This window comes from Bordetella muralis (assembly GCF_965139205.1).
In the GTDB taxonomy this organism is placed as follows: Bacteria; Pseudomonadota; Gammaproteobacteria; order Burkholderiales; family Burkholderiaceae_B; genus Bordetella_A; species Bordetella_A muralis.
The window spans coordinates 163,599-186,596 of sequence record NZ_CBCSIU010000001.1 but is presented as its reverse complement, the minus strand read 5'-3'; the positions used below and the strand labels follow the sequence as shown (position 1 = coordinate 186,596).

Genomic DNA, 22,998 nt, shown 5'->3' with positions numbered 1-22,998 from the left:
TATTTCTGATGTACCCGCGTCATGCGGTGTTTGATGGGCCGCGTCGTCCACCAACCGATCCATTGATTCGTCCACACGGTGTCAGACGTTGACGGCTAGTTATCATCGTTCGGAAAGTAAATGCCTTCTGTGCCAGATACCCATGGGGCGTATTTTTCCATGACTTGCTGAAACCGCGTGTCTGTCAGAAAGGCCTCTAGCCACTGCGTCAACGCAGGCCAGGGCTGCGCCTCGAACCATGCCGGGTCGACATGCGCAAACTGGCGCACGAAGGGTGCGATGGCCATGTCGGCCAGGCTGCGCCGTGCGCCAAACAGATAGTCTTGTCCTTGCAGGAGGCGGTCCAATTCCGTCAAGTATTGTGCCCCCGCCGTGCGATGGGACAGGGCATCGGCGTTTTCGTAACGATCAGGGTATTTATAACGATCCAGATCGCTCTTGAACGAGCCATCGCATTGCTGAATCAAGGCCTCCATATCGGCTGCCGAGCCTCGATCGGGTGTCAGCCAATGTTCCGGGTCGTGCTGCGCCAAGGCCCAACGCATGATGTCCAGGCTCTGGTCTATCACTTTTCCGCCCGGCAGCACCAACACCGGTACCGTGCCCTTGGGCGAGGCCGCCAACAATTCCGCAGGTTTGGCGCGCAAGACTACCTCGCGTAATTCGCAACGCTGGCCACTGGCCGCTAATGCCAATCGTGCGCGCATCGCATAGGGGCAACGGCGAAATGAATAGAGGACGGGTAAAACGGGCGAGGGCATGAGCTGGGTAATAGACGGATTTCTTTGCACGACTTCTCAGGTTAGTACATTCCCTAGTTTTTCCGTGAGATTTCTCCGTTCGTCAGTCGGGCCTTTCTCGTTTGGGAAACCCCATTTCTTATAAGAACAATTCCCCTGCCGCATGCTTTCGCGCACACTCCCATCCGCTGAAATCCATCATTCATAGGAACACACATGGCAGGGCAAATTCTGGCGGGCATACGCGTGTTGGAGTTGGGGCAATTGATCGCTGGCCCCTTCGCCGCCAAAACCTTGGCCGATTTCGGCGCGCAAGTCGTCAAGATCGAGCCTCCTGGCCTAGGCGATCCACTGCGTAAATGGCGATTGTTGCACGAGGGTACCTCCGTCTGGTGGGAGGCCCAATCCCGCAACAAGCAATCCGTTTGCGTCGATTTGCGCCAGAAAGAAGGCCAGGAAATCATTCGCCTGCTGGCTGCCCAAGCCGACGTGTTGATAGAGAATTTCCGCCCTGGCACCATGGAAAAATGGGGCATGTCGTGGGAGGAGCTCCACGAACTCAACCCACGCCTGATCATGCTGCGCGTATCCGGCTATGGCCAAACCGGCCCCAAAGCCCGCGAGCCCGGTTTTGCTGCGATTGGCGAGGCCATGGCCGGTCTGCGTTATCTGAACGGCGAACCCGGCCGCGCTCCTGTACGCGGCGGGCTTTCATTGGGCGACACGATCGCTGGTCTGCATGGTGCGCTGGGCGTGCTGCTGGCCCTGTATCAGCGCGATGCTCGCGGTGGACAAGGCCAAGTCATCGACGCAGCGCTCTACGAGAGCCTGTTCAACCTGACCGAAAGCCTGCTACCCGAATACACCGCCTTTGGTGCAGTGCGCGAGCCATCCGGCGCATCCTTGCCAGGCATTGCGCCCTCGAATGCCTACCGCTGCAAAGACGGGTACGTCCTCATTGCTGGCAATGGTGACGGTATCTACACACGATTGATGTCTCGCATCGGCCGCGATGATCTGGGCAAAGATCCCGGCCTGGCACACAACGATGGCCGCGCTGCCCGCGTGCACGAAATCGACGGCGCCATCAGCGCCTGGACGGCGGAACGGGATATCGACGAAGTTCTGCAAGCCATGCGCGAGGCTGACGTTCCCAGCGGCCGTATCTATTCGGTCGCCGACATCGCCCGTGATCCGCATTATCGTGCGCGCAACGCTATCGCTGAAATACAGGGCGCTAGCGGCATTCGCGTCGAAATGCCTGCTGTTTTCCCCATCCTGTCCGATAATCCCGGCGCTATTCATGATCGTGCACCCACACTGGGCGAGCATACCGATACCGTACTCGCCGACGCCGGGATGACTGAAGAACAACGCGCCGAATTGCGCGCCCGTGGAGTCATCGCATGAACACCGGTACGCCCAGCATCGAAATCAACGAAGTCGGCCCGCGCGACGGCCTGCAAATCGAAAAGGCGTTCGTTTCTACCGAAGACAAAATCGCTTTGGTCGACGCGCTCTCCGACTGCGGATTCGCACGCATTGAAGTCACGAGCTTTACCTCGCCGAAAGCGATCCCTGCTCTGGCCGATGCGCAAGAAGTCATGCGCCGCATCCGCCGGCATCCCGATGTCATCTATACCGCGCTGGTTCCCAATATCCGCGGCCTGGAGCGCGCTATCGAAGTCGGCACCCAGGAAATGAATCTGGTGATGTCCAGCAGCGAAACGCATAACCGCGCCAATTTGCGTATGACGCGAGATCAATCCCTGACTGAGCTGACCAGCATTCTGCATGCGGCGCAGGGCACCTCGACCCCTTGCAACGTCTCGCTGTCTACCGTGTTCGGTTGTCCCTTTGATGGCGATGTGCCGGTGGACGATGTGTTGAGCCTGGCCCACCAACTCGCCGAGGCGGGCGCGGCTGGCATTACGCTGTGCGACACCACGGGCATGGCCTATCCCACCCAGGTTGCGGCGTTGTGCGAGACCGTATTGCGGGAACTGCCGGGCTTGCCCATCACCATTCATTTGCACAACACACGTGGCATGGCGCTAGCCAACGCCATTGCCGCATGGCAAACCGGCGTGACGCGCTTTGACGCAGCGGCGGGCGGATTGGGCGGCTGTCCCTATGCGCCTGGCGCCAGCGGCAATGTCAACACCGAAGAGCTCGTTCACATGTTCGAGTGCATGGGCGTGAAAACCGGTGTGTCCTTGCAGCCGCTATTGAACATCGTGCGCGGGCTGCCGCAACTGGTGCAGCGCGAATTCTCGACCCCATTGCTGGCGGCAGGCCATCGGCTGGCTACGCACCAGCCGCCGGCATGGTTGGCGGAAAAATTTGGGCCGGCTGACGGCGTTCATGCGTAATCAACCGTATGTAGTGACGGATTCTACAGTGCGCTATCGCAGGACACGTGTTCAAGCTGAGCAACGCATTACCGCAGATTAAAAATTTTTCGCAGCATTACCCATAACAAGCTAGCCATCAGAATCATTCCAACAACATCGTCCAGAAAAACTATCAGGAGACCCTGTCCATGACGCTATCTTTACTGTCTAAAACTCTGCGCGCCGGTTTGGCCGCGACCACCCTGGCTATTGCCGCCAGCCCCGCTATTGCGCTGGCCGACTATCCTGATCGTCCTGTTACGCTGCTCGTTCCCGCAGCACCTGGCGGTACGACGGATCTGGCCGCGCGTCTGATCGCACAACCCTTGGGCGAAGCCCTGGGCAAAAGCGTCGTCGTGGAAAACAAACCCGGCGCCTCGGGCAGCATCGCCTCACAAGCCGTCGCCAAAGCCGCGCCGGACGGCTATACCTTGTTGCTGCAGTATTCCGGCTACAACGCGATTTCTCCGCATGTGCAGCCCGTCGATTGGGATCCGATCAAGGATTTTGCACCCATTGCCAACATCCTGTCCGCCCCGCAGGTCATCGTTATTCGTCCGAGTTTGCCGATCAATTCCTTAAAAGAATTGGTCGCCTATGCCAAGGCCAATCCCGACAAGCTGAACTATGCCTCATCTGGCAATGGTGCCCTGCAGCACGTGGCAACGGAACTGCTGAAGCAGATGGCGGACATCAAAATCGCACACATCCCGTACAAAGGCACCGGACCCGCCTTGAACGATTTGCTGGGTGGTGCGGTGGATATGACGATTACGACTCCGCCACCGTTGCTGGGGCATATCGCTGCAGGCAAGCTCCGCGCGTTGGCAGTGACTGGGCCGAATCGTCTGGCGTCATTGCCGGACGTACCGACTGTCGCTGAGGCGGGCTATCCGGATTTGCTGGTGTCGTCGTGGTTTGCCATGTATGCGCCTAAAGGCACGCCCCAGGCCGTTATCGACAAGCTGGCAGGCAAGATCGAGACCATCATGAAGACCGACGATTTCCGCAAAAAAGCGGAAGCGCAGGGCGCGGAAGCCGAGTTCATGGGACCGGCAAAGCTCGGTGAATACACCCAGCAGGAATATGACCGTTGGGGCAAAGTCGTGAAGGCTGCCGGGATCAAGGCGAACTAAAACACGGTGTTGAAACCCGCGCTATAATCCAACCCCTCTGCCGCGCCTATGGGCGCGNCACGACACCCAAGCGGGTGTAGTTCAATGGTAGAACGGCGGCTTCCCAAGCCTCAAGCGTGGGTTCGATTCCCATCACCCGCTCCAGAATTTTGGCTATTTTGCGTGCTGATACTCATTGATTGGGGATGAGCGCGCTTAATCAGGTGGGCCATAAGGGAATGAGCCTGGGTGGGTTCTAAATTCCATTAGCTGGCGGCGAATATGCTTAGTTGGCTTAGCTCCGAGGTAGCAGTCCTTGAGCGTATCGTCGCTGATCGGCAAGCGCTTGCCAACGCAATTCATTTTGCGCTTGATTCCGCATTCCCTCATCCTGAGCATGCTTTCGCCCAAAGTGTTTACGTCGGGATCAATATTCCAAGCTAAGTTAAAGCTTGCTCCTGATCAACGACCAGGTGACATTGATCACTCATCAGGTTCAATCCAAAAGCTGCGCTATCAGTGGTGGTCATCATCAGGTGGTTCGACCGTGGCCGGGTGATCGCCGCGAGAGCAAGACATGGCTGGCCGAGGATATCGTTGCTCAGGCGTGCGCAAGAATGTTGACCAGCCTTCCAAAAGGATCGCGAACATAGAATCGACGTACTCCCCACGGCTCATCAACCGGCCCATACTCGACGGAAAACCCGGTTTCCCTCATCCGTCGCAGCGCTTCGTCCACGTCATCGACTTCGATCGATAAATCCGGCACAGGCGTTCCAGATCCGCCTTGCACTGCAAAGCTCAACTGAACGGTCATTTTTTCCGCCGCGCAGCCATAGGTCTGAAGCCAACCATGATCCATCAAAAGCTCCAGGCCGAGAATGTCTTGATAAAAGGCGCGAGCTCGACTCGGGTCCGGCACGTCCAGGTTGGCCACTATACGTTTGACTTGCAATCTTGACTCCTTCTACCGCGCGGCGAAGTTAGCAAAAAGTTGCTGCAGGTGCTTTAGAGAACGCTGACAAGAACATTGCAGGCTGAGCGCATCACTCTCCGCAGCGTATTTACTGTCGAAGCGCTGCTGCTACTACGTCGGCCAGGCCTCGTCCTGCGCTGCCGTCTTCGTCCAGAAGTGGGTTATAGATGGTGATCTCGATGCCGACTGCCTTGCCACTCGCCAGGGCAATCCGAAGCGTGGTGCTTAGCGCATCCCACGACAACCCTTCCGGCACACGGAAGTCGACTGCCGGCATGATGCCATCATCGAGGCAATCGGCGTCGAGATGAATGAAGAATCCGTCGAGCTCCTCTCGGGTCAGGTGGTCGACTGCTTCCCGCGCGGCGGCCTCGATGCCCTTTGCGCGTACGGCAGGAAGGTCAATCGCCTTGAGCGCTTTGGGGAGCGGCTGGCTTCCGTACTCCTCCTGGTCTTTATGATCACGATACGCGAACGCTACTGCGTCTTCGGGACGCACCAGCGGGCCGCGACCTTCAATGTCGGTTAGATGCGATGGGCCGTGGCCAGTGACCCAGGCTAGGTCCATCGAGGCGCCTTCGCCATTGGGCTCCGCCTCAGGCTGAAAGAAATCAGCGTTGCCATCGATGAAGAACAGGCCGTAGCGGCCGCGCCGTCGAAGGGCGAGCATCGAGCCCAGCACAATTGTGCAGTCGCCGCCGAGGACCACCGGAAATTCCCTCGCGTCCAGTATCGCCTCCACGGCGTCGGCAAGCTGGGGCGACCACGCCGCAATTGCCTCGGCATTCAAGACGCCCGTCGTGGGATCGGGCGTAGGATTCTTGGGAGGCACAGCCAACCGCCCGGCGCGTCGCGCACGGATGCGCTGGGCGAGACCGAGTTCCAAGAGCCGATCAGGCAAGCATTCCACGCCGTCGGTCGCCAAGCCCAACGTGGAGGGGGCTTCGAGAATTGCATAGGAGAGGGTTTGCATGCGCATCTCCATTAGCAGCAATTTGCAGAGTAAGTCACTACTGCGACGGTACGTCGGCCGGCCCCCTCGATTTCCGATTGACGGTCGGGCTTGAGCGACGAAGCGAACATCATTCGGTGCCAACTACCGAGGCGCGCTTTATTGAGCAGTGACTCTGGCCGGTGACAGGAACGGTACGCGCATGAGGATTTGAGCTATGCCGATCCCCATTTTGCAAGATTTATATCTGACCGATAGCGAAACAGTGTGACTCTTTGTTCCAGTCACCGCATCCGCAATGGCCTTTCAGGTATAAAAAACTCGTACGTGTTCGAGTTTGTCCATTCAGCCCGCCATCCCTCAAGGAGAGCCCAGCCATGGCCAATATGCCGAAAAGACGTTCCGGTGCATCCGTCAGCAAGAGCAAGTCCGATCGCCGTGGAAACGGTGATGAGCTTCACCAGGAAGCAGGCGGGACACATCCGCCGCTGACGACCAACCAGGGTATCCCGATCTCCGACAACCAGAATTCCTTGCGCCCGACAATGCGCGGGCCGACGTTGCTGGAAGATTTCATCCTGCGCGAGAAGATCACTCATTTCGACCATGAACGTATTCCGGAGCGTATCGTGCATGCGCGCGGTTCTGCAGTCCATGGTCACTTTGAGTTGAGCAAATCGCTGAAGAAGTACACCACCGCCAAATTGTTGACTGAGATCGGTACCAAGACACCCGTTTTTGTCCGATTTTCCACCGTTGCCGGCGGCGCAGGCTCGATCGACACACCGCGTGATGTGCGGGGCTTTGCAGTGAAGTTCTATACGCAGGAAGGCAACTTCGATCTGGTCGGCAACAACATCCCCGTGTTCTTCATTCAGGATGCCATTAAGTTTCCCGATCTGGTACATGCGGTGAAGATGGAGCCGGATCGCGGATTCCCCCAGGCGGCCTCGGCCCATGACACATTCTGGGATTTCATTTCGCTCACCCCCGAATCGATGCACATGATCATGTGGGCAATGTCCGACCGGGCAATTCCCCGCTCTCTGCGCATGGTCGAGGGTTTTGGCGTTCACAGTTTCCGACTGCTGAACGACAAGGGAGAGAGTACGTTCGCCAAGTTCCATTGGCGGCCGAAGCTCGGCCTGCAATCGACGGTATGGGACGAGGCGGTGAAAATCGCGGGCGCCGATCCGGATTTCCACCGACGGGACTTGTTCGAGGCGATACAGCGAGGAGATTTCCCGCAATGGGAACTGGCCGTGCAGCTATTCACGGAAGAGGACGCCGCGAAGTTTCCATTCGATCATCTCGATGCGACCAAGTTGATTCCCGAAGAAACCGTACCGCTCACTGTGATCGGGACCATGGTGCTCGATCGATGGCCGGATAATTTCTTTGCGGAAACCGAACAGGTAGCGTTCTGTCCGGCCAACATCGTGCCGGGGATCGATTTCAGTAACGATCCTCTGCTGCAGGGGCGTTTGTTCTCGTATCTCGATACTCAGCTGTCCCGGCTCGGATCACCGAACTTTCACCAGATTCCCGTCAACGCGCCCAAGTGTCCGTTCGCTAACCTGCAACGCGACGGTCATATGCAGATGCAGGTTCCAAAAGGGCGAGTGAACTACGAGCCTAGTTCCCTGCAGGTCGATACGCCTCGAGAAACAGCGTCGGGCTTTCGCAGCTACGCGCAACCCGCCGAGGACGGAAGCAAGGGGCGCATCCGGCCGGAGAGCTTTGCCGATCATTACAGTCAGGCGCGATTGTTTTACAAGAGCCAGACGGCACCGGAGCAGGCACATATCGCTTCGGCGCTGGTGTTCGAGTTGTCGAAGGTGGAAACGCCTCATGTTCGGGAAGCCGTCGTTGGGCACCTGCGCCATATCGATGGCGACCTGGCCAAGCGCGTGGCCGATGGTCTGGCGTTGGATAGCCTGCCGCCCGCGCCGCCGGCCGCAGTCAAACCCCAGGATATGCCGCCGTCGCCGGCATTGCAGATCATCGGCAAGATGAAGGCCACGCTGGAGGGCAGGGCGGTTGGTATCCTGGTTGACGACGGCTCGGACGCCGCTGTGATTCAGGCGCTACGCCAAGCGGCGCAGGCGGCTGGGGCCAGCGTCAAGATCGTTGCGCCCAAGGTGGGCGGCGCCAAGCTGAGTGACGGGACCAAGCTGCCTGCCGACGGGCAGCTTGCGGGAACGCCATCGGTCGTCTTCGACGCAGTCGCTATCGTGCTGTCCGCCGAGGCCGGCAAGAAACTGGCCAAGGAGGCTGCGGCAGTTGACTGGGTACGCGACGCCTACGGACATCTCAAGGCGATAGCCGCCAACGTGGGTGCGCAAGCGGTCCTGCAGGCAGGAGGCGTCATGAAGGACCCGGGCGTGGTAGAAGCCGACGATATTCGCGGCTTTATCAAGGCAGCCAAGACGCGGCAATGGGACCGTGAGCCCAAGGTGCGAACGCTGGCTTGATTCCGTACCTGTTTTGCAGAGAGAGTGCGCTGGCGCCTGTATCCGCCGGGGACCTGGGCGGCGCCGCGCACTCAGTTTCGCGAGGCTGCGATCTCGGAGACGATCCTGCGTCGAGCCGCGAACCCAGGTTCGGACTGTTGTTTTACAAGCTCCACGATTGACCGTGGAGCGACATCCGGGCTGCCAGCATTGAAAGGCGGCGCCGGATCATATTCGAGCTGGAGTTGAATAGCCTGCGCTTGCTCAGCGCCCGCCAGTTCCGCGACTACGGTCAATCCGAAATCAATACCCGCTGTCACGCCGCCACCTGTGATGATGTTGCCATCACGGACTACCCGTTCGTGAACCGGAATGGCGCCCAAGGGCTCAAGCAATGAGTGGGAGGCCCAGTGCGTAGTCGCTCGCCGGCCATGCAGTAAACCTGCCGCACCCAACAATAACGCTCCGGTACACACGGATGTGACGTAACGGGCGCTGGTGGCTTGTCTTTTGACAAAGTCGATGGTCTGACTGTCCTGCAGCAAGTCCGTCACGCCACTCCCGCCAGGTACGCAGATAACGTCCAGCGGCTGGCAGTCTTCATAGGTGGCGGTGGGCGTCAAGATGAGGCCACTGCTGGACACAACCGGCTCACGTGTTTTCCAGATCAATTGGATCGTTGTGTCAGGCAACGACGCCAGGACATCGTGAGGACCGGTCAGGTCCAGTTGTTGTACGCGGGGAAATACCAGAAATCCGATTTGAATCGTCATGAGGATGCCTTTTTCAAAGACGCGGGACAACGACGGGGCCCGGGATAGACATAGACATTCTATGCAGGTAGTCTTTGGCGGAATTGCCAATTACCCCTCGGTTTCTGCCAAATCATGTCAGCCCAAGCTCGATCCATTTTGCTGCTGGCGTTTCCGGACGTTCAATTGCTGGACGTCAGCGGGCCATTGCAGGTTTTTGCCTCGGCCAATGAGCTCTTGGCAGCGCGAGGGCTCGCACGGCCCTATGCGCCCAGAGTCGTGTCAGCCGATCCCGGGCTCGTGACCTCGTCCTCCGGCTTGGCCCTGTTGAGCCACTCCCTGCGTACCGTGAAAGGGCCCATCGACACGCTGGTGGTACCGGGCGGGCGTGGCGTCCACGCCGCGTCGGCGGATGCGCGGCTGACTAATTGGATTCGGCGGCAAGTAGGCAGGTCCAGGCGTATCGCCTCGGTTTGTTCCGGTGCGTTTCTGCTGGCAGAGGCCGGATTGCTGGATGGACGTCGCGTGGCAACGCATTGGTCGCGCTGCGAAGAGCTCGCGAACCGTTATCCAACACTGCGTGTAGAAACGGATCCCATTTTCGTTCGCGACGGTGATATCTGGACATCCGCGGGAGTCACTGCGGGCATCGATCTTGCTCTTGCGTTGTTGGAAGAGGACCTGGGGCGCTCGATGGCGCTGGCGGTCGCTCGTGAACTCGTCGTCTTTCTGAAGCGGCCGGGAGGCCAGTCTCAGTTCAGCGCCACGCTCTCGATGCAAAAGGCGAACGATCAGTTTGGCGAATTGCACACGTGGATGGGGGAGCACCTGGGCTCCGACCTGTCCGTTCCTGCGTTAGCCAGACGGCTCCACATGAGCGAGCGCAGTTTCATGCGCCACTACAAAGCAGAAACGGGCATGACGCCCGCGCGTGCTGTTGAGAAACTGCGGGTCGAGACGGCACGGCGGCTGCTTGTCGATACTGCGTGGTCAGTCAAGCGTGTCGCAGCCCGCTGCGGATTTGGCAACGAGGAAGGCATGCGGCGCAGTTTCATTCGGTTGCTACGGATCAGCCCTCAAGCCTATCGGGAGCGATTCTCGATTTCCTGACAGGGCTCCAGGGCCGGAACTGCCTTCCCATTTACTTTCCACCTGTATAGTCTTTCATCACCTGAGTCATGAATTCTGCTTTGGCGATGCGGCCGTCGCGGTTCGCGTCCATCGCTACAAACTGACTCTCGCTGACTTCTTTGGGGAAATCGTTTTTGCCGAGATAGCCGTCCGAGTCCGCGTCCAGTTTGCCAAAGGCCGCTTCCATGAAGGCCCGGTATTCCGTTTGGCTCACGTTGCCGCTGCGGTCGGTGTCGAGTTGTTGGCGCTGCTCAGCTGTCAGCGAGGTCGATGCGGGAGGCGACGCCGCTGCGGCGCAGAGAACGGGAAACAGGACGAGTGCCCCAATTGCGGCCGAAAGTGTGGTTTTATTCATGGGTGCTCCTTCAGTTCGCGAACAGCTTACTTCAATGAGCATAACTGCTTTTCCCGTGGTCTCCAACCCTTCTGCGACAAGGACAGCATTAAATGCAAGCTAGTGAAATCATCGAAACCCTAGGCATGCAGCGCCACCCGGAAGGCGGCTGGTATGTCGAGACCTTTCGTGATGTACGCGGCGACACGCGCGCTCATTCAACGGCTATCTACTATTTGCTTGAGGCCGGTGACAGCTCCCACTGGCACCGCGTGCGCGATGCGGCGGAGGTCTGGCACTTCTACGCCGGCGATCCATTGCTTCTCTCGCTGTTCGATGGCAATCAGGTGGAAGCCGTCACGCTGGGTACCGATTTCGCGAACGGCGAACGGCCGCAAGCTGTGGTGCCGGCTGATGTCTGGCAGGCTGCGCGTCCGCTTGGACGTTACACGCTGATAGGTTGCACCGTCGCGCCCGGGTTCGAGTACGCCAGCTTCGAGTTGGCCCCTCCCGATTGGAGTCCCGAGGGGCGTCAGCGCGGCTAGCTCTGCGTGTCGCGTCTGGGCCAGTTATTCCTGCACGGCCGGGACGATTGAAAACATCAACGCCGATACCGTGGTGCCGTGTAATTGGAGCCGATTCCGCGCGATCCCTTCGAATTGCGCGCCACCTTTGCGAGCTACCGCTTCGCTTGCTGTGTTGCCTACGGCAATCACTATCTCTACGCGCTGCATGCCCAGCGTATTGAATGCATATGGCGCCAAAGCCTGCACGATGCGAACCGCCACACCTTGTCGTTGAGCCGATTGTCTTACCCAATAGCCTAAATTGCAGAAGAGATACTGACGATTTATCGAGTTCAGTGCTGCCCCTCCTAGCAGTTCACCCGTCTTTTCTGAAAACACCCCCAGTTCGTACCCCGTCTCGGCGCGCATACTCGCACGGCATTGGTTGAACCACGCGCGCGCATCTTGTTCTGAAAAGGCGGACGTGCACCATGGCATCCATCGCCCAACCGTCTCGACAGATTCCCGCGCGGCACGTGCAAATTCCTTCGTGTCACTGTTCCGAAAACTACGGAAAACCAGTCCTTCAAAGGTAATTGGAGACATAAGTAGTCCAGCGCTGTTGTTTGCGTTCTAAGGTGCCAGTTCAGCTCAACCCTGCGACGTTGATCGCCCTTGCTCCGCAAACCTGGACCAGCTCGTAATCGTGACTGGCGAACAGCACCACGCGATCCAGAGACCAGATTCGGAATTGTTCGGCCAGCGCGACGCGGGCCTGCGCGTCCAGTCCGTTGCTGGGACCATCTGCGATGATGGCAACCGGGTCGCCAATGGCGGCGGCCGTCAGAAAGACTTTGCGGCGTGTCCCTGTCGACATTTGATCGAAGCGCTTGTCCAGATGAGGCGTCAACCCCAGCCGGGAAGCAAGGTCGAGCACGGCCTCGTCTATGGGAGCTTTCTTCTGCAAAGCTACCTGTTCGAGCAAACCTTTGCCCGTCTGCTCGGGAAATGCCAGACAATTGTCGGGCACGTAGGCCAGGCGGAATTTGGCCTGCTCAGGAGCGTTGACGATCGAATGTCCATCGATCCAGACGTCTCCTTCATCCGGTGCAATGACGCCTGCGATAATGCGCAGCAGGCTGGATTTGCCCGTGCTGTCTTCTTCGCATAGCGCCACACAACCTGAGGGAAAAGATTGTGTCAGCCCCTGAAATACGAGGTGATCGCCATAGCGTTTGCTGAGGTTGTCGATGCGTAGCATATTGGATGGATGTGCTGATGTTCAGGTCATGCAGGGTCTGGGCCATCAATCCGGCAGGGCGTACGCCACCAGATAGTCTCCCATCTTGGTGCCGAACGAGCCATGGCCTCCGGCCATGACGACTACATACTGTTTGCCATTGACGGCGTAGGTCATCGGCGTGGCTTGGCCACCTGCTGGCAGGCGTCCTTCCCACAGCAGTTCGCCGTTGCTGACGTCAAAAGCGCGCAGATAGTTGTCCTGCGTGGCCGCGACGAACATCAGATTCCCGGCTGTCGAGATGGGGCCTCCCAGGCCGGGCACGCCGATCTTCAAGGGCGGCAGTTGGAACAGCTGCGGCAAGCTGTCGCGTATGGTGCCTATACGTTTTTTCCATACCACCTGGTGGTTCTGCAGATCGACGCCTGCGACGTAACCCCAGGCCGGAGCCTTGCATGGCAGGCCTAGCGGTGACAGGAAGGGATTCAGTTCGACGCCATACGGCGTGCCGTACATGGGCTGCACGCCGCTTTCCGTGCCTGCGCCTTTCTCTTTGTGCGGGCGATTCGCGTCTTCGGGTACGAGCTTGGAGACGAAGGGCAGGCCGATGGGGTTCATCAGTGCCACTTGGCGATCCTGGTTCACCGACATGCCACCCCACTCAAACACACCGAGGTTCCCGGGGAACACCAGTGTGCCGTTTTCAGAAGGCGGCGTGTAGATGCCGTCGTAATTCAGGCGTTTGAATATCACACGGCACATGAGTTGGTCGAGCATCGTGGCGCCCCACATGTCCTTGTCCGTGAGCTTTTCTTGCGGCGCGAGATTCAGGCTCGAGAACGGCTGCGTCGGTGCATAATGCTCGTCGCGTGTTTGCGGACCGCGTGCCACGTTCTGCGGCACGGCTTTTTCCGTCACGGACACGATAGGCTGGCCGTTGCGGCGGTCAAGCACGAATACGTTGCCGGTTTTGGTGAGCACATAAATCGCCGGCACGGTTTGGCCATTCGCCAGTGTCACGTCCATGAGTGATGGTTGCGCCGGCACGTCCATGTCCCACAGGTCGTGGTGTGTCGTCTGGAAATCCCAGATGAGACGCCCCGTGGTGGCGTCCAGCGCCAGCATGGAATTGGCATAACGTTCCTTCAGCGGGTCGCGGTCACCGCCCCAGATGTCGGGGGTGCCTACGCCAGTCGGGACGTAAACGATGTCGCTCTGCGCGTCATAGGCCAGCGGCGCCCAGGCATTCGGCGAGTTGTGCACGAACTGCGTGGACTCGCCTGGCATGGCGTTCGGGTCCTGCGCGCCGGTGTCGAACACCCATTTCAGCGCGCCAGTGCGCACGTCGTAGCCGCGAATTACGCCAGAGGGTTCTTTGTTGGAAAAATTGTCCGTGACCGAGCCGCCAATGACGATGGTGGTCGATGTCACCACTGGTGGCGAGGTCGGGTTGTAGCCGCCAGGGTAGGCATGCGGCATGCTTTTTTGCAGGTCGATCTCGCCATCGTTACCGAAGTCGGTGCATTTCTGGCCGTTGTCGGCGTTCACGGCGATCAGGCGGCCATCATTGGCGGGAAGCAATATTTTCCGTGGGCAGATGGTGGACGCGGTGCTGTCCTCCTTGGTCTGGCTGGCCGGGAAGCGCTCAGTGTTGCCAGCATCGTGGTAAGACACGCCGCGGCAGGTCAGATGCTGAAACGTCCTGTCGGCTTTGAGTTTCGGGTCGTAGCGCCATAGGCGTTTACCGGTGGCAGCGTCCAGCGCGTCAAGAAACTGGTGAGGGGTGCACAGGAATAGCTTGTCGCCGACTTTGATGGGCGTTACCTCGTTGGTAGTCTCGCCGGAATCATTTTCCGTACGAAAATCGCCCGTGCGATAGGTCCATGCGACTTGCAGGTTTTTGGCGTTACTGTCGTTGATCTGCGTGAGCGGCGAGTAGCGTACGCCGCCTTCGGTGCGCCCATAGGATGGCCAGTCCTCAGCGGCGACCCCGGATACGGGCTTTGCCTCGGCCGGTTGCGCGCGGCTCAAGGTGCCGTTGATCTCCTGCGGGTCGTTGAATATGCCGTATCCCAGCACGCCAAGCATGGCTATCATGGCTATGCCGATAGCGCCTTTCGCGGGGCGGGGAGCGGCAAAGCCACGCGTGGCTGGCGGTAACAACAACCATAGGCCCAGCAGGAAAAGAATGTCATAGCGCGGCGCCAGCGCCCAGAAATCGGTTCCGGCTTCCCACACGCCCCAGACCACGGTGGCCGCCAGCACCAGCGCGTAAAGCCACAGTCCCGTCTCACGATTGCGCCACAGCAGCCCCGCGCACGCCAGCAGCACGATACCCAGCACGGCGTAATACCACGAGCCGCCCAGCGTCGCCAACCAGACGCCACCCACTAGAGAATAGAGCGCAATGAGCAGCAAGATTACCCAGCCGATGGTCTGGGCCACGCTCCTGTATTGACCGTTGGTATTCATGGCGTGATCCTTTAGGAGTGAGATCAACAACCCATCCATCATACCGGTTCGTAGTACAACAGTATTCGGCCAATTTAAAGTAGCCTCTACAGCCACCGCCTGTGCGATGGCTGTGTGGGACGTGGCTCAAGCCATCGCACTGGCTCGGCCAAGGGCATTACTCACCGAACTTGATGCCTTGGGCGAGCGGCAGTTGACGCGTATAGTTGATCGTGTTGGTGGCGCGGCGCATGTAACTGCGCCATGCGTCCGAACCGGATTCCCGACCGCCGCCCGTTTCCTTTTCACCGCCGAACGCGCCACCAACCTCAGCGCCCGAGGTGCCGATGTTCACATTGGCGATACCGCAGTCGGAGCCCGACGCCGACAGGAAGGTTTCGGCTTCGCGCAGATCATTGGTGAAGATGGCCGATGACAGGCCTTGAGGCACACCGTTGTGTAGCGCCAGCGCCGCGTTGAAATCGGTATAGCGCATTACGTAGAGGATAGGCGCGAAGGTTTCGTGACACACTACATCGGTCTGGCCGGGCATCTCGGCGATGGCTGGGCGCACGTACCAGGCATCCGGGTACTCCTCGGCCAGCACGCGTTCGCCGCCGGTCACCTTGCCGCCCTGTTCGCGCGCGGCCTTCAGCGCCGCCTGCATAGTGTCGAACGACGCGCGGTCGATCAGCGGGCCGACCAGTTTGGTCGCATCCAGCGGATTGCCGATAGGTGCGCTGGCATAGGCTTTGTGCAGACGCTGCAACAGATCGTCGGCCACGCTTTCGTGCACGATCAGGCGGCGCGTGGTGGTGCAGCGCTGACCCGCCGTACCGATGGCGCCGAACACGATCCCGCGCGCGGCCATGTCCAGGTCGGCCGTCGGGCCGACGATGATGGCATTGTTGCCGCCCAACTCCAGCAGCACGCGGCCGAAACGCTGGGCCACGCGCGGCCCCACCTGGCGGCCCATGCGGGTCGATCCGGTGGCCGACACCAATGCCACTGTAGGTGAGTCCACCAGCACTTCCCCGATGTCGCGGCCACCGATCAGCACTTCCACCAAGCCGGCGGGCGTATCGCCGAAGCGCTGCGTGGCCTGGGCAAAGAGTGCCTTGCAGGCCAGCGCGGTCAGCGGCGTTTTCTCCGACGGTTTCCACACTACGGCATTGCCGCAGACGAGTGCCAGCGCAGCGTTCCAGGACCACACGGCGACCGGGAAATTAAAGGCGCTGATCACGCCGACCACGCCCAGCGGATGCCACGTCTCCATCATGCGGTGGCCCGGGCGTTCGGACGCGATGGTCAAGCCATACAGTTGGCGTGACAGGCCCACCGCGAAATCGCAGATGTCGATCATTTCCTGCACTTCGCCTTCGCCTTCCGCGATGATTTTTCCGGCTTCCAGGCTGACCAAACGGCCCAATTCGCGCTTGTGCTGACGCAGAATCTCGCCGAACAGACGCACCAGTTCGCCGCGGCGCGGCGCTGGGACGTCGCGCCAAACCAAGCTGGCCTGATGCGCACGCGTGATGGCGGTGTGGGCCTGCGCGGCGCTGTGTTCGTGCACCCGGGCTAGTTCGGCCCCGTCGATGGGGCTGCGCGCAATCAGCGTTCCTCCAGTCAGCGAATCCGCATTCAGGCCGAGCGCTCGCAAGATTTCTTGGGGGGTGTTCATGCCGGTTCCTTCGCTTTTTAAGGGTTATGCCTAAGTGGCGATTCTGGAAAAAAATTTACTATACGAAACTCTGGCGTGAAATGCGAAACCTTTTCTGCAGGGGACTCCGTGACGGATCCGTTGTTGGTTGTGCAAGCAGTCACCAAGACCTATCAGCGTGATGGGCAGGCCCCTCATCGCGCGCTGGACGCTATCAATTGCGAGCTCGGCAGGGGTGAGGTGATGGCTGTGGTGGGGCCGTCGGGCTCTGGCAAGAGCACCTTGCTGCGCACCCTGAACGGTCTGGAGAGCATTGATAGCGGCACGATTCGCGTGGAGGGTGTTTCGCTCACCGATCCGACCACCGACGTCAATCTTTGGCGTACCGAGGTGGGCATGGTGTTCCAGCATTTCAACCTGTTCCAGCACCGAACCGCGCTGGACAATGTCGTGCTGCCTCAACGCGTGGTGCGAGGGCGCAGCCGCGCTGAAGCCGAGCGCCACGCCCGCGATCTGCTGGGCCGCGTCGGCATGGCCGATTATGGCGATCGCTACCCGAGCCAGCTGTCCGGCGGCCAGCAACAACGCGTCGCTATCGCCCGCGCGCTGGCCATGGATCCCAAGCTGATGCTGTTCGATGAGGCGACCTCGGCGCTCGATCCGGAAACGGTGGGCGGCATCCTGGAGTTGATGCGCACGTTGGCGAGCGAGGGCATGACTATGGCCGTCGTAACCCATGAAATGAACTTTGCCCGCGACGTGGCAGACCGCGCCCTGTTCATGGACGCAGGTCGTATCGTCGAAATGGGGTCGCCTGAAGAAGTTTTCTGCCATCCCAGAGAGGCGCGCACGCGCGCGTTCCTGGAGATGATTCTGTAGTTCCAGCAGCAAAGAAGCAAACAAGAAACAAGGGGCACGCGTGGCGCTGTGCCCGGAATGACAGGAATCCATTCACCACAAGGGGTTAGACATGCTGAAGATTAAACAATGGCTAGGCGTGGCGGGTTTCGCGTTGGCAGCGATGGCTGTCAGCGTGCCGGCACAGGCCGATGAACTGGCGGACATCCTCAAGCGCGGCGAGCTGCGGGTGGCGGTCCAGACGTCTGGACCGCTCATGAGCTTCATGGACAAAACCGGCAAGCGCACCGGTCTGGCTGTGGAAGTGGCCAAGCGCATGGCCGACGATCTGGGCGTAAAGCTGGTGCTACAGGACTATGAGTGGAAGGGCCTGATTCCCGCGCTGCTATCGGGCAAGGCTGACATGGTCGCTGCCGACATGACGCCCACGCCGCAGCGCGCTGCCCAGGTGCTGTTCTCGCTGCCCATGTTCTACGCCGACACGGTGGCAGTCGTTCCCAAGGACTCGCCGTATAAGTCGTATGGTGAACTCGACAAGGAAGGCGTGACCGTCGGCGCGTTGGGGGCCAGCACGTATGCGGAGGTAGGCAAGAAAATGCTGCCCAAGGCCACCCTGAAAGAGTTTTCGGGCGGTAGCGCCCCGGTGGGGCAAGCCCTGTCCAGCGGCCGGTTGGACGCGGGCATCATGTCGTTATCCACCGCCAACCAGTTCCTCGCGGACTTTGGCACCCTGCGGGTGCTGGACGGCGTCATGGTGCGTGAGCCCCTGGCCTTTGCCGTGGGCCCCAATGCCGTGCGCCTGAAGTTCTGGCTGGATAACTGGCAGACCCTGAAGACTGCCGATAACTCGCTGCCTGAACTGGTCAAGTATTGGTATTCCACCGAATGGAAGAAAGAGCACTGAGCTCATGGACTGGCTGATCGATTTTTATAACTGGCGCATCGTCAGCCAGTACGCAGGCGAGTTCGCGACCGGCCTGGGCAACACTCTCATTGCCGCTGGCGCGAGCCTCGTGTTGTCGGTGTTGGCGGGCATACCGATAGCACTGGCCCATATGTCGTCACGGGGCATTATTTGGCGCCCCGTGGCGGCTTATGTGCAGTTCATCCGTTCGACGCCGCTCCTGGTGCAGATCTATCTGGTCTACTATGCCGTGCCATACCTGGTGCCAGGGGCCAAGGGCTGGAGCGAGATGCTGCTGGGTATCATCGCCATGACATTGCACCACGCTGCCTACATGAGCGAGATCATTCGCGTGGGCATCGAATCTGTGCCGCGCGGTCAGGTCGACGGTGCCAAGGCCTGCGGCATGAATTACCGCCAGCGTTTGCGCTACGTCGTGCTGCCACAGGCCTTCGTCAATACGCTGCCGCCGCTGCTGGGCCAGACCGCGGTGCTGATCAAGGATACGTCCTTGCTGTCATTGATCACCGTATTCGAGCTGGTCGCCGCTGGCGTACAAATGAACAGCGACCGCATTGTGCCCAGCGAGAGTTTCTTGACTATCGCGGCGGGCTATCTGTTGATCTACGGTTGCATGCTGCTGTTGTCCAAAGGTGTGAGCCTCTGGCTAGCGGGTCCTGCCTGGAACGCGAGGTGATCATGCTGGACTCCTATCTTTCCACCGCGGGCGTCGTGCTGCCCTTCCTGTTGAAGGGCTTTTGGGAAACGCTGAAGGTTTCCTTCGTGGCTATCATCGCCGGTTCGCTGCTGGGATTCGTCATCGGCGTGATCCGCAGTTATCGCATACGCGGCGTGCATCAGTTGCTGGGGTTGTATATCCACCTTTTGCGCGGTACGCCGTTTCTGGTGCAGCTGTACATCTTCTATTTCGTGCTGCCCAGCACCGGCATCGAACTCCTGCATTGGGATTCCGCCACAGCGGCGTTCGTGTCGCTATCAGTCTACACATCCTGCTATGTGGCAGAGATCGTCATGGGCGCTATTCAGTCGGTACCGCGTGGCCAGACCGAGGGCGCAATGACGCTTGGCCTCAAACCTCTCCAGATCCTGTGGCTGGTCATTTTGCCGCAGGCCATGCGTCTCATCGTGCAGCCGATGAGCGGCGTCTACGTCATGCTGATCAAGAGCACGGCCATTCTGTCGGTGGTCGGCATCACTGAACTGACGCGGCAGGGTGAAGTGTTCATCATCACCTTCCCGTCCAAATCGCTCTTTATCTACGGCATGATCGCGGCCATCTATTTCATTTACTGCTACCCGCTGCTGCGCCTGGCCAACTGGCTCGAAAAGCGGCTGGCCGGCGGCCTGCAGGGCGCAAGCCTGCACTGAGACACAGCATCATGGCATCCGAGTACGTTGACACTTATTACCGCCGTACGCTAGCCGATACTGGCACTTACTATCCACCGTTGACGGGGGCGGATAGCACCGATGTCTGCGTGATAGGAGGAGGGTTGGCTGGCCTGTCCACCGCGCTGGAGCTGGCACGGCGCGGGCGTAACGTGACCTTGCTGGAAGGGCGGCGCATCGCCTGGGGGGCATCGGGCCGCAATGGCGGATCAGTGTCGCCCGCCTTTGCTGCGGGCACGGACACCATTCGCCGGCATGTGGATGAAGACCACTACCGTGAGCTCTACTGGCTTTCTATGGAAGGCGTGGAAATTATCCGCGCCAATATCCGCGATCTGGCGATCGGCGATGCGCACAAGGTAGACGGCCGTTTACGCGTCGTGCGCTACGAAGCGACCGATGCGCTGCGGCAATGGTGCGATGGCCAGCAGCGCGACTTCGGGCGAGACGTCCGCTTTCTGACCCGTGCCGAGGTGCGTGAGCGGCTGCTATCGGATGTCTATCACCAGGGGATCGAGGATCCTTCGTCGTTTCACTTTCATCCGTTGAATTACGCTCGCGCGCTGGCCCGCGAATGCGTGCGGCTGGGCGTACGGATTCACGAGGATACTGCCGTCAAGCACGTCGAACTGGACGGCGCAGTCAAGCGCGTGCTTACGGGGCAGGGCCAGGTCGACGCCCGCTCCGTGGTGCTGGCCACCGGCGGCTATACAGACGGAATCGTGCCCACGTTGCGCCGGGCAATGCAACCGATAGTCACCTACATCATGCTGACGGAGCCTCTTGGCGACCGGGTCCGAGACGCCATCCGCAGCAATGCCGCCATCGGCGACGACCGCCGCGCCGGCAACTACTACCGGGTGCTCGATGGCGGCCGCATCGGCTGGGGCAGTAGAATCACCACCCGTGTGGATGATCCACCGGATCTGGCAGAGTCGCTGCGTCGCGAATTACTTTCCGTCTACCCTCAACTGACGGGGGTGAAGGTCGAGACGGCGTGGTCGGGGCGTATGGCCTACGCTCGACATCTGATGCCGCAGATTGGCCAGTTGGCTCCGGACGTCTGGTACTGCACGGCATTCGGCGGGCATGGCATGAATACCACCGCGATCGGCGGCCGAGTCGTCGCCGAGGGCATCACAGGCGATACCCAGCGCTACAAGTTATTTGCCCCCTTTGGACTTGCATGGGCCGGGGGCAGTGTCGGCAGGGCGGCGGTTCAATTGACTTATTGGTCGTACCAGGCCCGCGACTGGTGGCGGGAGAGGCGGTCGCGGGCATGACAGGGCGTATAGATGGAAGACGACAAACAGAGCGTGTTGGCACAACGGCTGAGAGCCTTGCGCCGAGCGCGGACCTGGACTTTGAAGCAGGCGGCGGCGGCTACCGGCGTGTCCGCATCCACGTTGTCCAAAATCGAGAACGGCCTGCTCTCGCCTACCTATGACAACTTGATCAAGATCGCAGCGGGCCTGGATCTGGACGTGGCCGAACTGTTCACGGCATCCGACGCCCATATGGGTACCGGACGCCGCAGTCTCAGCCTTGCGGGAGAAGGGCGCCCGTACGAAACGCCGTACTACGGCCACCGTCTGCTCTGTACCGCGCTGTCGCACAAGCGCATGATGCCGTTCCATACCCGAGTGAAGGCTCGCTCGTTTGAGGAGTTCCACGACTGGAGCCGCCATCGGGGCGAGGAGTTCGTCTACGTCCTGGAAGGCGAAGTCCAGCTCTACACCGAGTTTTACGAGCCCGCCCGCCTGCGAGCGGGCGAGAGTTTCTACATCGACAGCCGCATGGGCCATCGGGTGATCAGCCTGAGCAAGAAAGACGCGCTGGTACTGTGGGTGTCTACGCACGCAGACATTGGCGAGGAGTAAACCTTCCGGCAGTTCGAAAGGCTTACTTCACCCTAACCTTTACGCCAGACGCATCATCCAGCCGTGAGGGTCCGCCGTACGGCCATACTGGATGTTCGTCAATTCCTCGCGCAAGGCCATGGTCAGCTTGCCTGCGGGTGCATTCTCGTCGCCCACGGTGAAATCGGCGCCTTTCAGCACCGATATCGGCGTCACCACTGCTGCGGTACCGCAAGCGAAAGCCTCTACGATGTCGCCAGACGCAAAGCCATCGCGCCATTCTTGCACCGAGACTTTGCGCTCTTGCACCTCATGGCCGCGGTCACGAGCCAATTGAATGATGCTGGCGCGAGTCACACCCTCGAGAATGCTGCCGGACAACTCGGGGGTGACCAAGGTTCCGTCCTTCCGGACCAGGAACACGTTCATTCCACCCAGTTCCTCGAGGTATTTGCCCTCGAGTGGATCGAGGAACAGCACCTGAGCGCAGCCGTTTTCGTAGGCTTCCTGTTGGGGCAGCAGCGAGGCTGCATAGTTGCCACCGCACTTGGCAGCACCCGTACCCCCCTTGGCCGCACGCGCGTAGTCGGTCGACAGCCAGATCGACACAGGCTTGACTCCGCCGGCGAAATACGAGCCCGCCGGGCTGGCGATCACATAGTAGGCTGCACGGTGCGCCGAACGAACACCCAGGAAGCTCTCGTTGGCGATCATGAACGGACGCAGGTACAGGCTGGTTTCCGGCGCGGAGGGCACCCACGGGGCGTCGACGGCCAGCAACTGCTTGAGCGATTCGATGAATATTTCGGTGGGCAGCTCCGGCAGGGCCAGACGGCGCGCGGAGCGTTGCATGCGTTCTGCATTGGCTTGCGGGCGGAACGTCCAGACCGAGCCGTTTGCATGGCGGTAGACCTTCAGGCCTTCGAAGATTTCCTGCGCATAATGCAGGACCGAGGCCGCCGGATCCAGCTGCAACGGACCGTAAGGCCGTACCTCGGCATCATGCCAACCCTTTTCCTTGGTCCAGTCGATCGAGACCATGTGATCCGTGAAATATTTCCCAAACCCAGGATCGGCCAGGATGGAGTCGCGTTCGGCGACCGTCCGCGCTGTCGTAGAACGTATCGTATTGAAGGAAACGGAAGAAGAGGCGGTGTTGGACATGGGAATATTCGCTAGTTCACTGAAATAACGGCTTGAATTCAAAAGGCAAAGCCGCAGGCCGGGATCACGTGCCCGTTGTCAGCAAGTGTAATCCTTTCGG

22 protein-coding genes and 1 tRNA gene are annotated in these 22,998 nt (G+C 59.9%); 13 read left to right on the top strand and 10 right to left on the bottom strand.

Going from position 1 to position 22,998, the window contains the following annotated elements; all coding sequences use genetic code 11:
* Positions 1 to 95 precede the first annotated feature (95 nt).
* Complete coding sequence (locus tag ACNA0I_RS00835) at positions 96 to 761, bottom strand: glutathione S-transferase (RefSeq protein ID WP_415804818.1); 666 nt, start codon at positions 759 to 761, stop codon at positions 96 to 98.
* Between the two features lie 195 nt (positions 762 to 956).
* Here ACNA0I_RS00835 and ACNA0I_RS00830 point away from each other — a divergent pair, with 195 nt between their 5' ends.
* From ACNA0I_RS00830 to ACNA0I_RS00815, 4 genes are all read left to right on the top strand, one after another.
* Positions 957 to 2,150: a CaiB/BaiF CoA transferase family protein gene (locus ACNA0I_RS00830; RefSeq protein WP_415804169.1), complete on the top strand. Its 1,194-nt coding sequence runs from the start codon at positions 957 to 959 to the stop codon at positions 2,148 to 2,150.
* Entirely contained in the window at positions 2,147 to 3,112 is a 966-nt protein-coding gene (locus ACNA0I_RS00825; protein WP_415804168.1) for a hydroxymethylglutaryl-CoA lyase, read from the top strand. The genes ACNA0I_RS00830 and ACNA0I_RS00825 overlap by 4 nt, the downstream gene beginning before the upstream one ends.
* Before the next feature lie 170 nt (positions 3,113 to 3,282).
* Positions 3,283 to 4,269, top strand: a complete 987-nt coding sequence (locus ACNA0I_RS00820; RefSeq protein ID WP_415804167.1) for a Bug family tripartite tricarboxylate transporter substrate binding protein — start codon at positions 3,283 to 3,285, stop codon at positions 4,267 to 4,269.
* Between the two features lie 70 nt (positions 4,270 to 4,339).
* A tRNA-Gly gene (locus ACNA0I_RS00815) sits at positions 4,340 to 4,413 on the top strand.
* A 436-nt stretch (positions 4,414 to 4,849) separates the two neighbouring features.
* Here ACNA0I_RS00815 and ACNA0I_RS00810 read toward each other — a convergent pair.
* Together ACNA0I_RS00810 and ACNA0I_RS00805 are read right to left on the bottom strand one after the other, a co-directional pair.
* Positions 4,850 to 5,203 carry a VOC family protein gene (locus tag ACNA0I_RS00810; protein ID WP_415804166.1) on the bottom strand — a complete coding sequence of 118 codons (354 nt, stop codon included), beginning with the start codon at positions 5,201 to 5,203 and terminating at the stop codon, positions 4,850 to 4,852.
* Positions 5,204 to 5,312: 109 nt separating this feature from the next.
* Positions 5,313 to 6,197 carry an arginase family protein gene (locus ACNA0I_RS00805; RefSeq protein ID WP_415804165.1) on the bottom strand — a complete coding sequence of 295 codons (885 nt, stop codon included), beginning with the start codon at positions 6,195 to 6,197 and terminating at the stop codon, positions 5,313 to 5,315.
* A 356-nt stretch (positions 6,198 to 6,553) separates the two neighbouring features.
* On the opposite strand from ACNA0I_RS00805, the gene ACNA0I_RS00800 reads away from it, so the two are divergent.
* Positions 6,554 to 8,650, top strand: a complete 2,097-nt coding sequence (locus ACNA0I_RS00800; RefSeq protein ID WP_415804164.1) for a catalase — start codon at positions 6,554 to 6,556, stop codon at positions 8,648 to 8,650.
* 71 nt (positions 8,651 to 8,721) lie between these two features.
* Here ACNA0I_RS00800 and ACNA0I_RS00795 read toward each other — a convergent pair whose 3' ends face one another.
* On the bottom strand, positions 8,722 to 9,402 hold the full coding sequence (locus ACNA0I_RS00795) for a DJ-1/PfpI family protein (protein WP_415804163.1): 681 nt from the start codon (positions 9,400 to 9,402) through the stop codon (positions 8,722 to 8,724).
* A 114-nt stretch (positions 9,403 to 9,516) separates the two neighbouring features.
* Here ACNA0I_RS00795 and ACNA0I_RS00790 point away from each other — a divergent pair, with 114 nt between their 5' ends.
* Positions 9,517 to 10,491 (top strand): GlxA family transcriptional regulator, encoded by a 975-nt coding sequence (locus tag ACNA0I_RS00790; RefSeq protein WP_415804162.1) that lies wholly within the window; start codon positions 9,517 to 9,519, stop codon positions 10,489 to 10,491.
* Between the two features lie 31 nt (positions 10,492 to 10,522).
* Here ACNA0I_RS00790 and ACNA0I_RS00785 read toward each other — a convergent pair whose 3' ends face one another.
* On the bottom strand, positions 10,523 to 10,867 hold the full coding sequence (locus tag ACNA0I_RS00785) for an EF-hand domain-containing protein (protein ID WP_415804161.1): 345 nt from the start codon (positions 10,865 to 10,867) through the stop codon (positions 10,523 to 10,525).
* Between the two features lie 92 nt (positions 10,868 to 10,959).
* On the opposite strand from ACNA0I_RS00785, the gene ACNA0I_RS00780 reads away from it, so the two are divergent.
* Positions 10,960 to 11,391 (top strand): cupin domain-containing protein, encoded by a 432-nt coding sequence (locus ACNA0I_RS00780; RefSeq protein ID WP_415804160.1) that lies wholly within the window; start codon positions 10,960 to 10,962, stop codon positions 11,389 to 11,391.
* Positions 11,392 to 11,415: 24 nt separating this feature from the next.
* On the opposite strand, the gene ACNA0I_RS00775 is transcribed toward ACNA0I_RS00780, so the two are convergent.
* The 4 genes from ACNA0I_RS00775 to amaB form a co-directional block, all read right to left on the bottom strand.
* Positions 11,416 to 11,958 carry a GNAT family N-acetyltransferase gene (locus ACNA0I_RS00775; protein ID WP_415804159.1) on the bottom strand — a complete coding sequence of 181 codons (543 nt, stop codon included), beginning with the start codon at positions 11,956 to 11,958 and terminating at the stop codon, positions 11,416 to 11,418.
* Positions 11,959 to 11,998: 40 nt separating this feature from the next.
* Positions 11,999 to 12,613 (bottom strand): ABC transporter ATP-binding protein, encoded by a 615-nt coding sequence (locus ACNA0I_RS00770; RefSeq protein ID WP_415804158.1) that lies wholly within the window; start codon positions 12,611 to 12,613, stop codon positions 11,999 to 12,001.
* Positions 12,614 to 12,658: 45 nt separating this feature from the next.
* Entirely contained in the window at positions 12,659 to 15,064 is a 2,406-nt protein-coding gene (locus ACNA0I_RS00765; RefSeq protein WP_415804157.1) for a glucose/quinate/shikimate family membrane-bound PQQ-dependent dehydrogenase, read from the bottom strand.
* A gap of 157 nt (positions 15,065 to 15,221) precedes the next feature.
* Positions 15,222 to 16,724 (bottom strand): L-piperidine-6-carboxylate dehydrogenase, encoded by a 1,503-nt coding sequence (gene amaB, locus ACNA0I_RS00760; protein WP_415804156.1) that lies wholly within the window; start codon positions 16,722 to 16,724, stop codon positions 15,222 to 15,224.
* 108 nt (positions 16,725 to 16,832) lie between these two features.
* Here amaB and ACNA0I_RS00755 point away from each other — a divergent pair, with 108 nt between their 5' ends.
* From ACNA0I_RS00755 to ACNA0I_RS00730, 6 genes are all read left to right on the top strand, one after another.
* Positions 16,833 to 17,582 (top strand): amino acid ABC transporter ATP-binding protein, encoded by a 750-nt coding sequence (locus ACNA0I_RS00755; protein ID WP_415804155.1) that lies wholly within the window; start codon positions 16,833 to 16,835, stop codon positions 17,580 to 17,582.
* 91 nt (positions 17,583 to 17,673) lie between these two features.
* Complete coding sequence (locus tag ACNA0I_RS00750) at positions 17,674 to 18,465, top strand: ABC transporter substrate-binding protein (protein WP_415804154.1); 792 nt, start codon at positions 17,674 to 17,676, stop codon at positions 18,463 to 18,465.
* A gap of 4 nt (positions 18,466 to 18,469) precedes the next feature.
* Positions 18,470 to 19,162, top strand: coding sequence for an amino acid ABC transporter permease (locus ACNA0I_RS00745; protein ID WP_415804153.1), 693 nt, complete (start codon positions 18,470 to 18,472; stop codon positions 19,160 to 19,162).
* 2 nt (positions 19,163 to 19,164) lie between these two features.
* Complete coding sequence (locus ACNA0I_RS00740) at positions 19,165 to 19,854, top strand: amino acid ABC transporter permease (protein ID WP_415804152.1); 690 nt, start codon at positions 19,165 to 19,167, stop codon at positions 19,852 to 19,854.
* Positions 19,855 to 19,865: 11 nt separating this feature from the next.
* Entirely contained in the window at positions 19,866 to 21,158 is a 1,293-nt protein-coding gene (locus ACNA0I_RS00735) for an NAD(P)/FAD-dependent oxidoreductase (protein ID WP_415804151.1), read from the top strand.
* A 12-nt stretch (positions 21,159 to 21,170) separates the two neighbouring features.
* Positions 21,171 to 21,755, top strand: coding sequence for a helix-turn-helix domain-containing protein (locus ACNA0I_RS00730; RefSeq protein ID WP_415804150.1), 585 nt, complete (start codon positions 21,171 to 21,173; stop codon positions 21,753 to 21,755).
* A gap of 39 nt (positions 21,756 to 21,794) precedes the next feature.
* Here the strand turns inward: ACNA0I_RS00730 and ACNA0I_RS00725 are convergent, their stop codons facing one another.
* The gene (locus ACNA0I_RS00725) at positions 21,795 to 22,898 is read right to left on the bottom strand and encodes a branched-chain amino acid aminotransferase (protein ID WP_415804149.1); all 1,104 of its coding nucleotides are present in this window, start codon (positions 22,896 to 22,898) and stop codon (positions 21,795 to 21,797) included.
* Between the last annotated feature and the right edge of the window lie 100 nt (positions 22,899 to 22,998).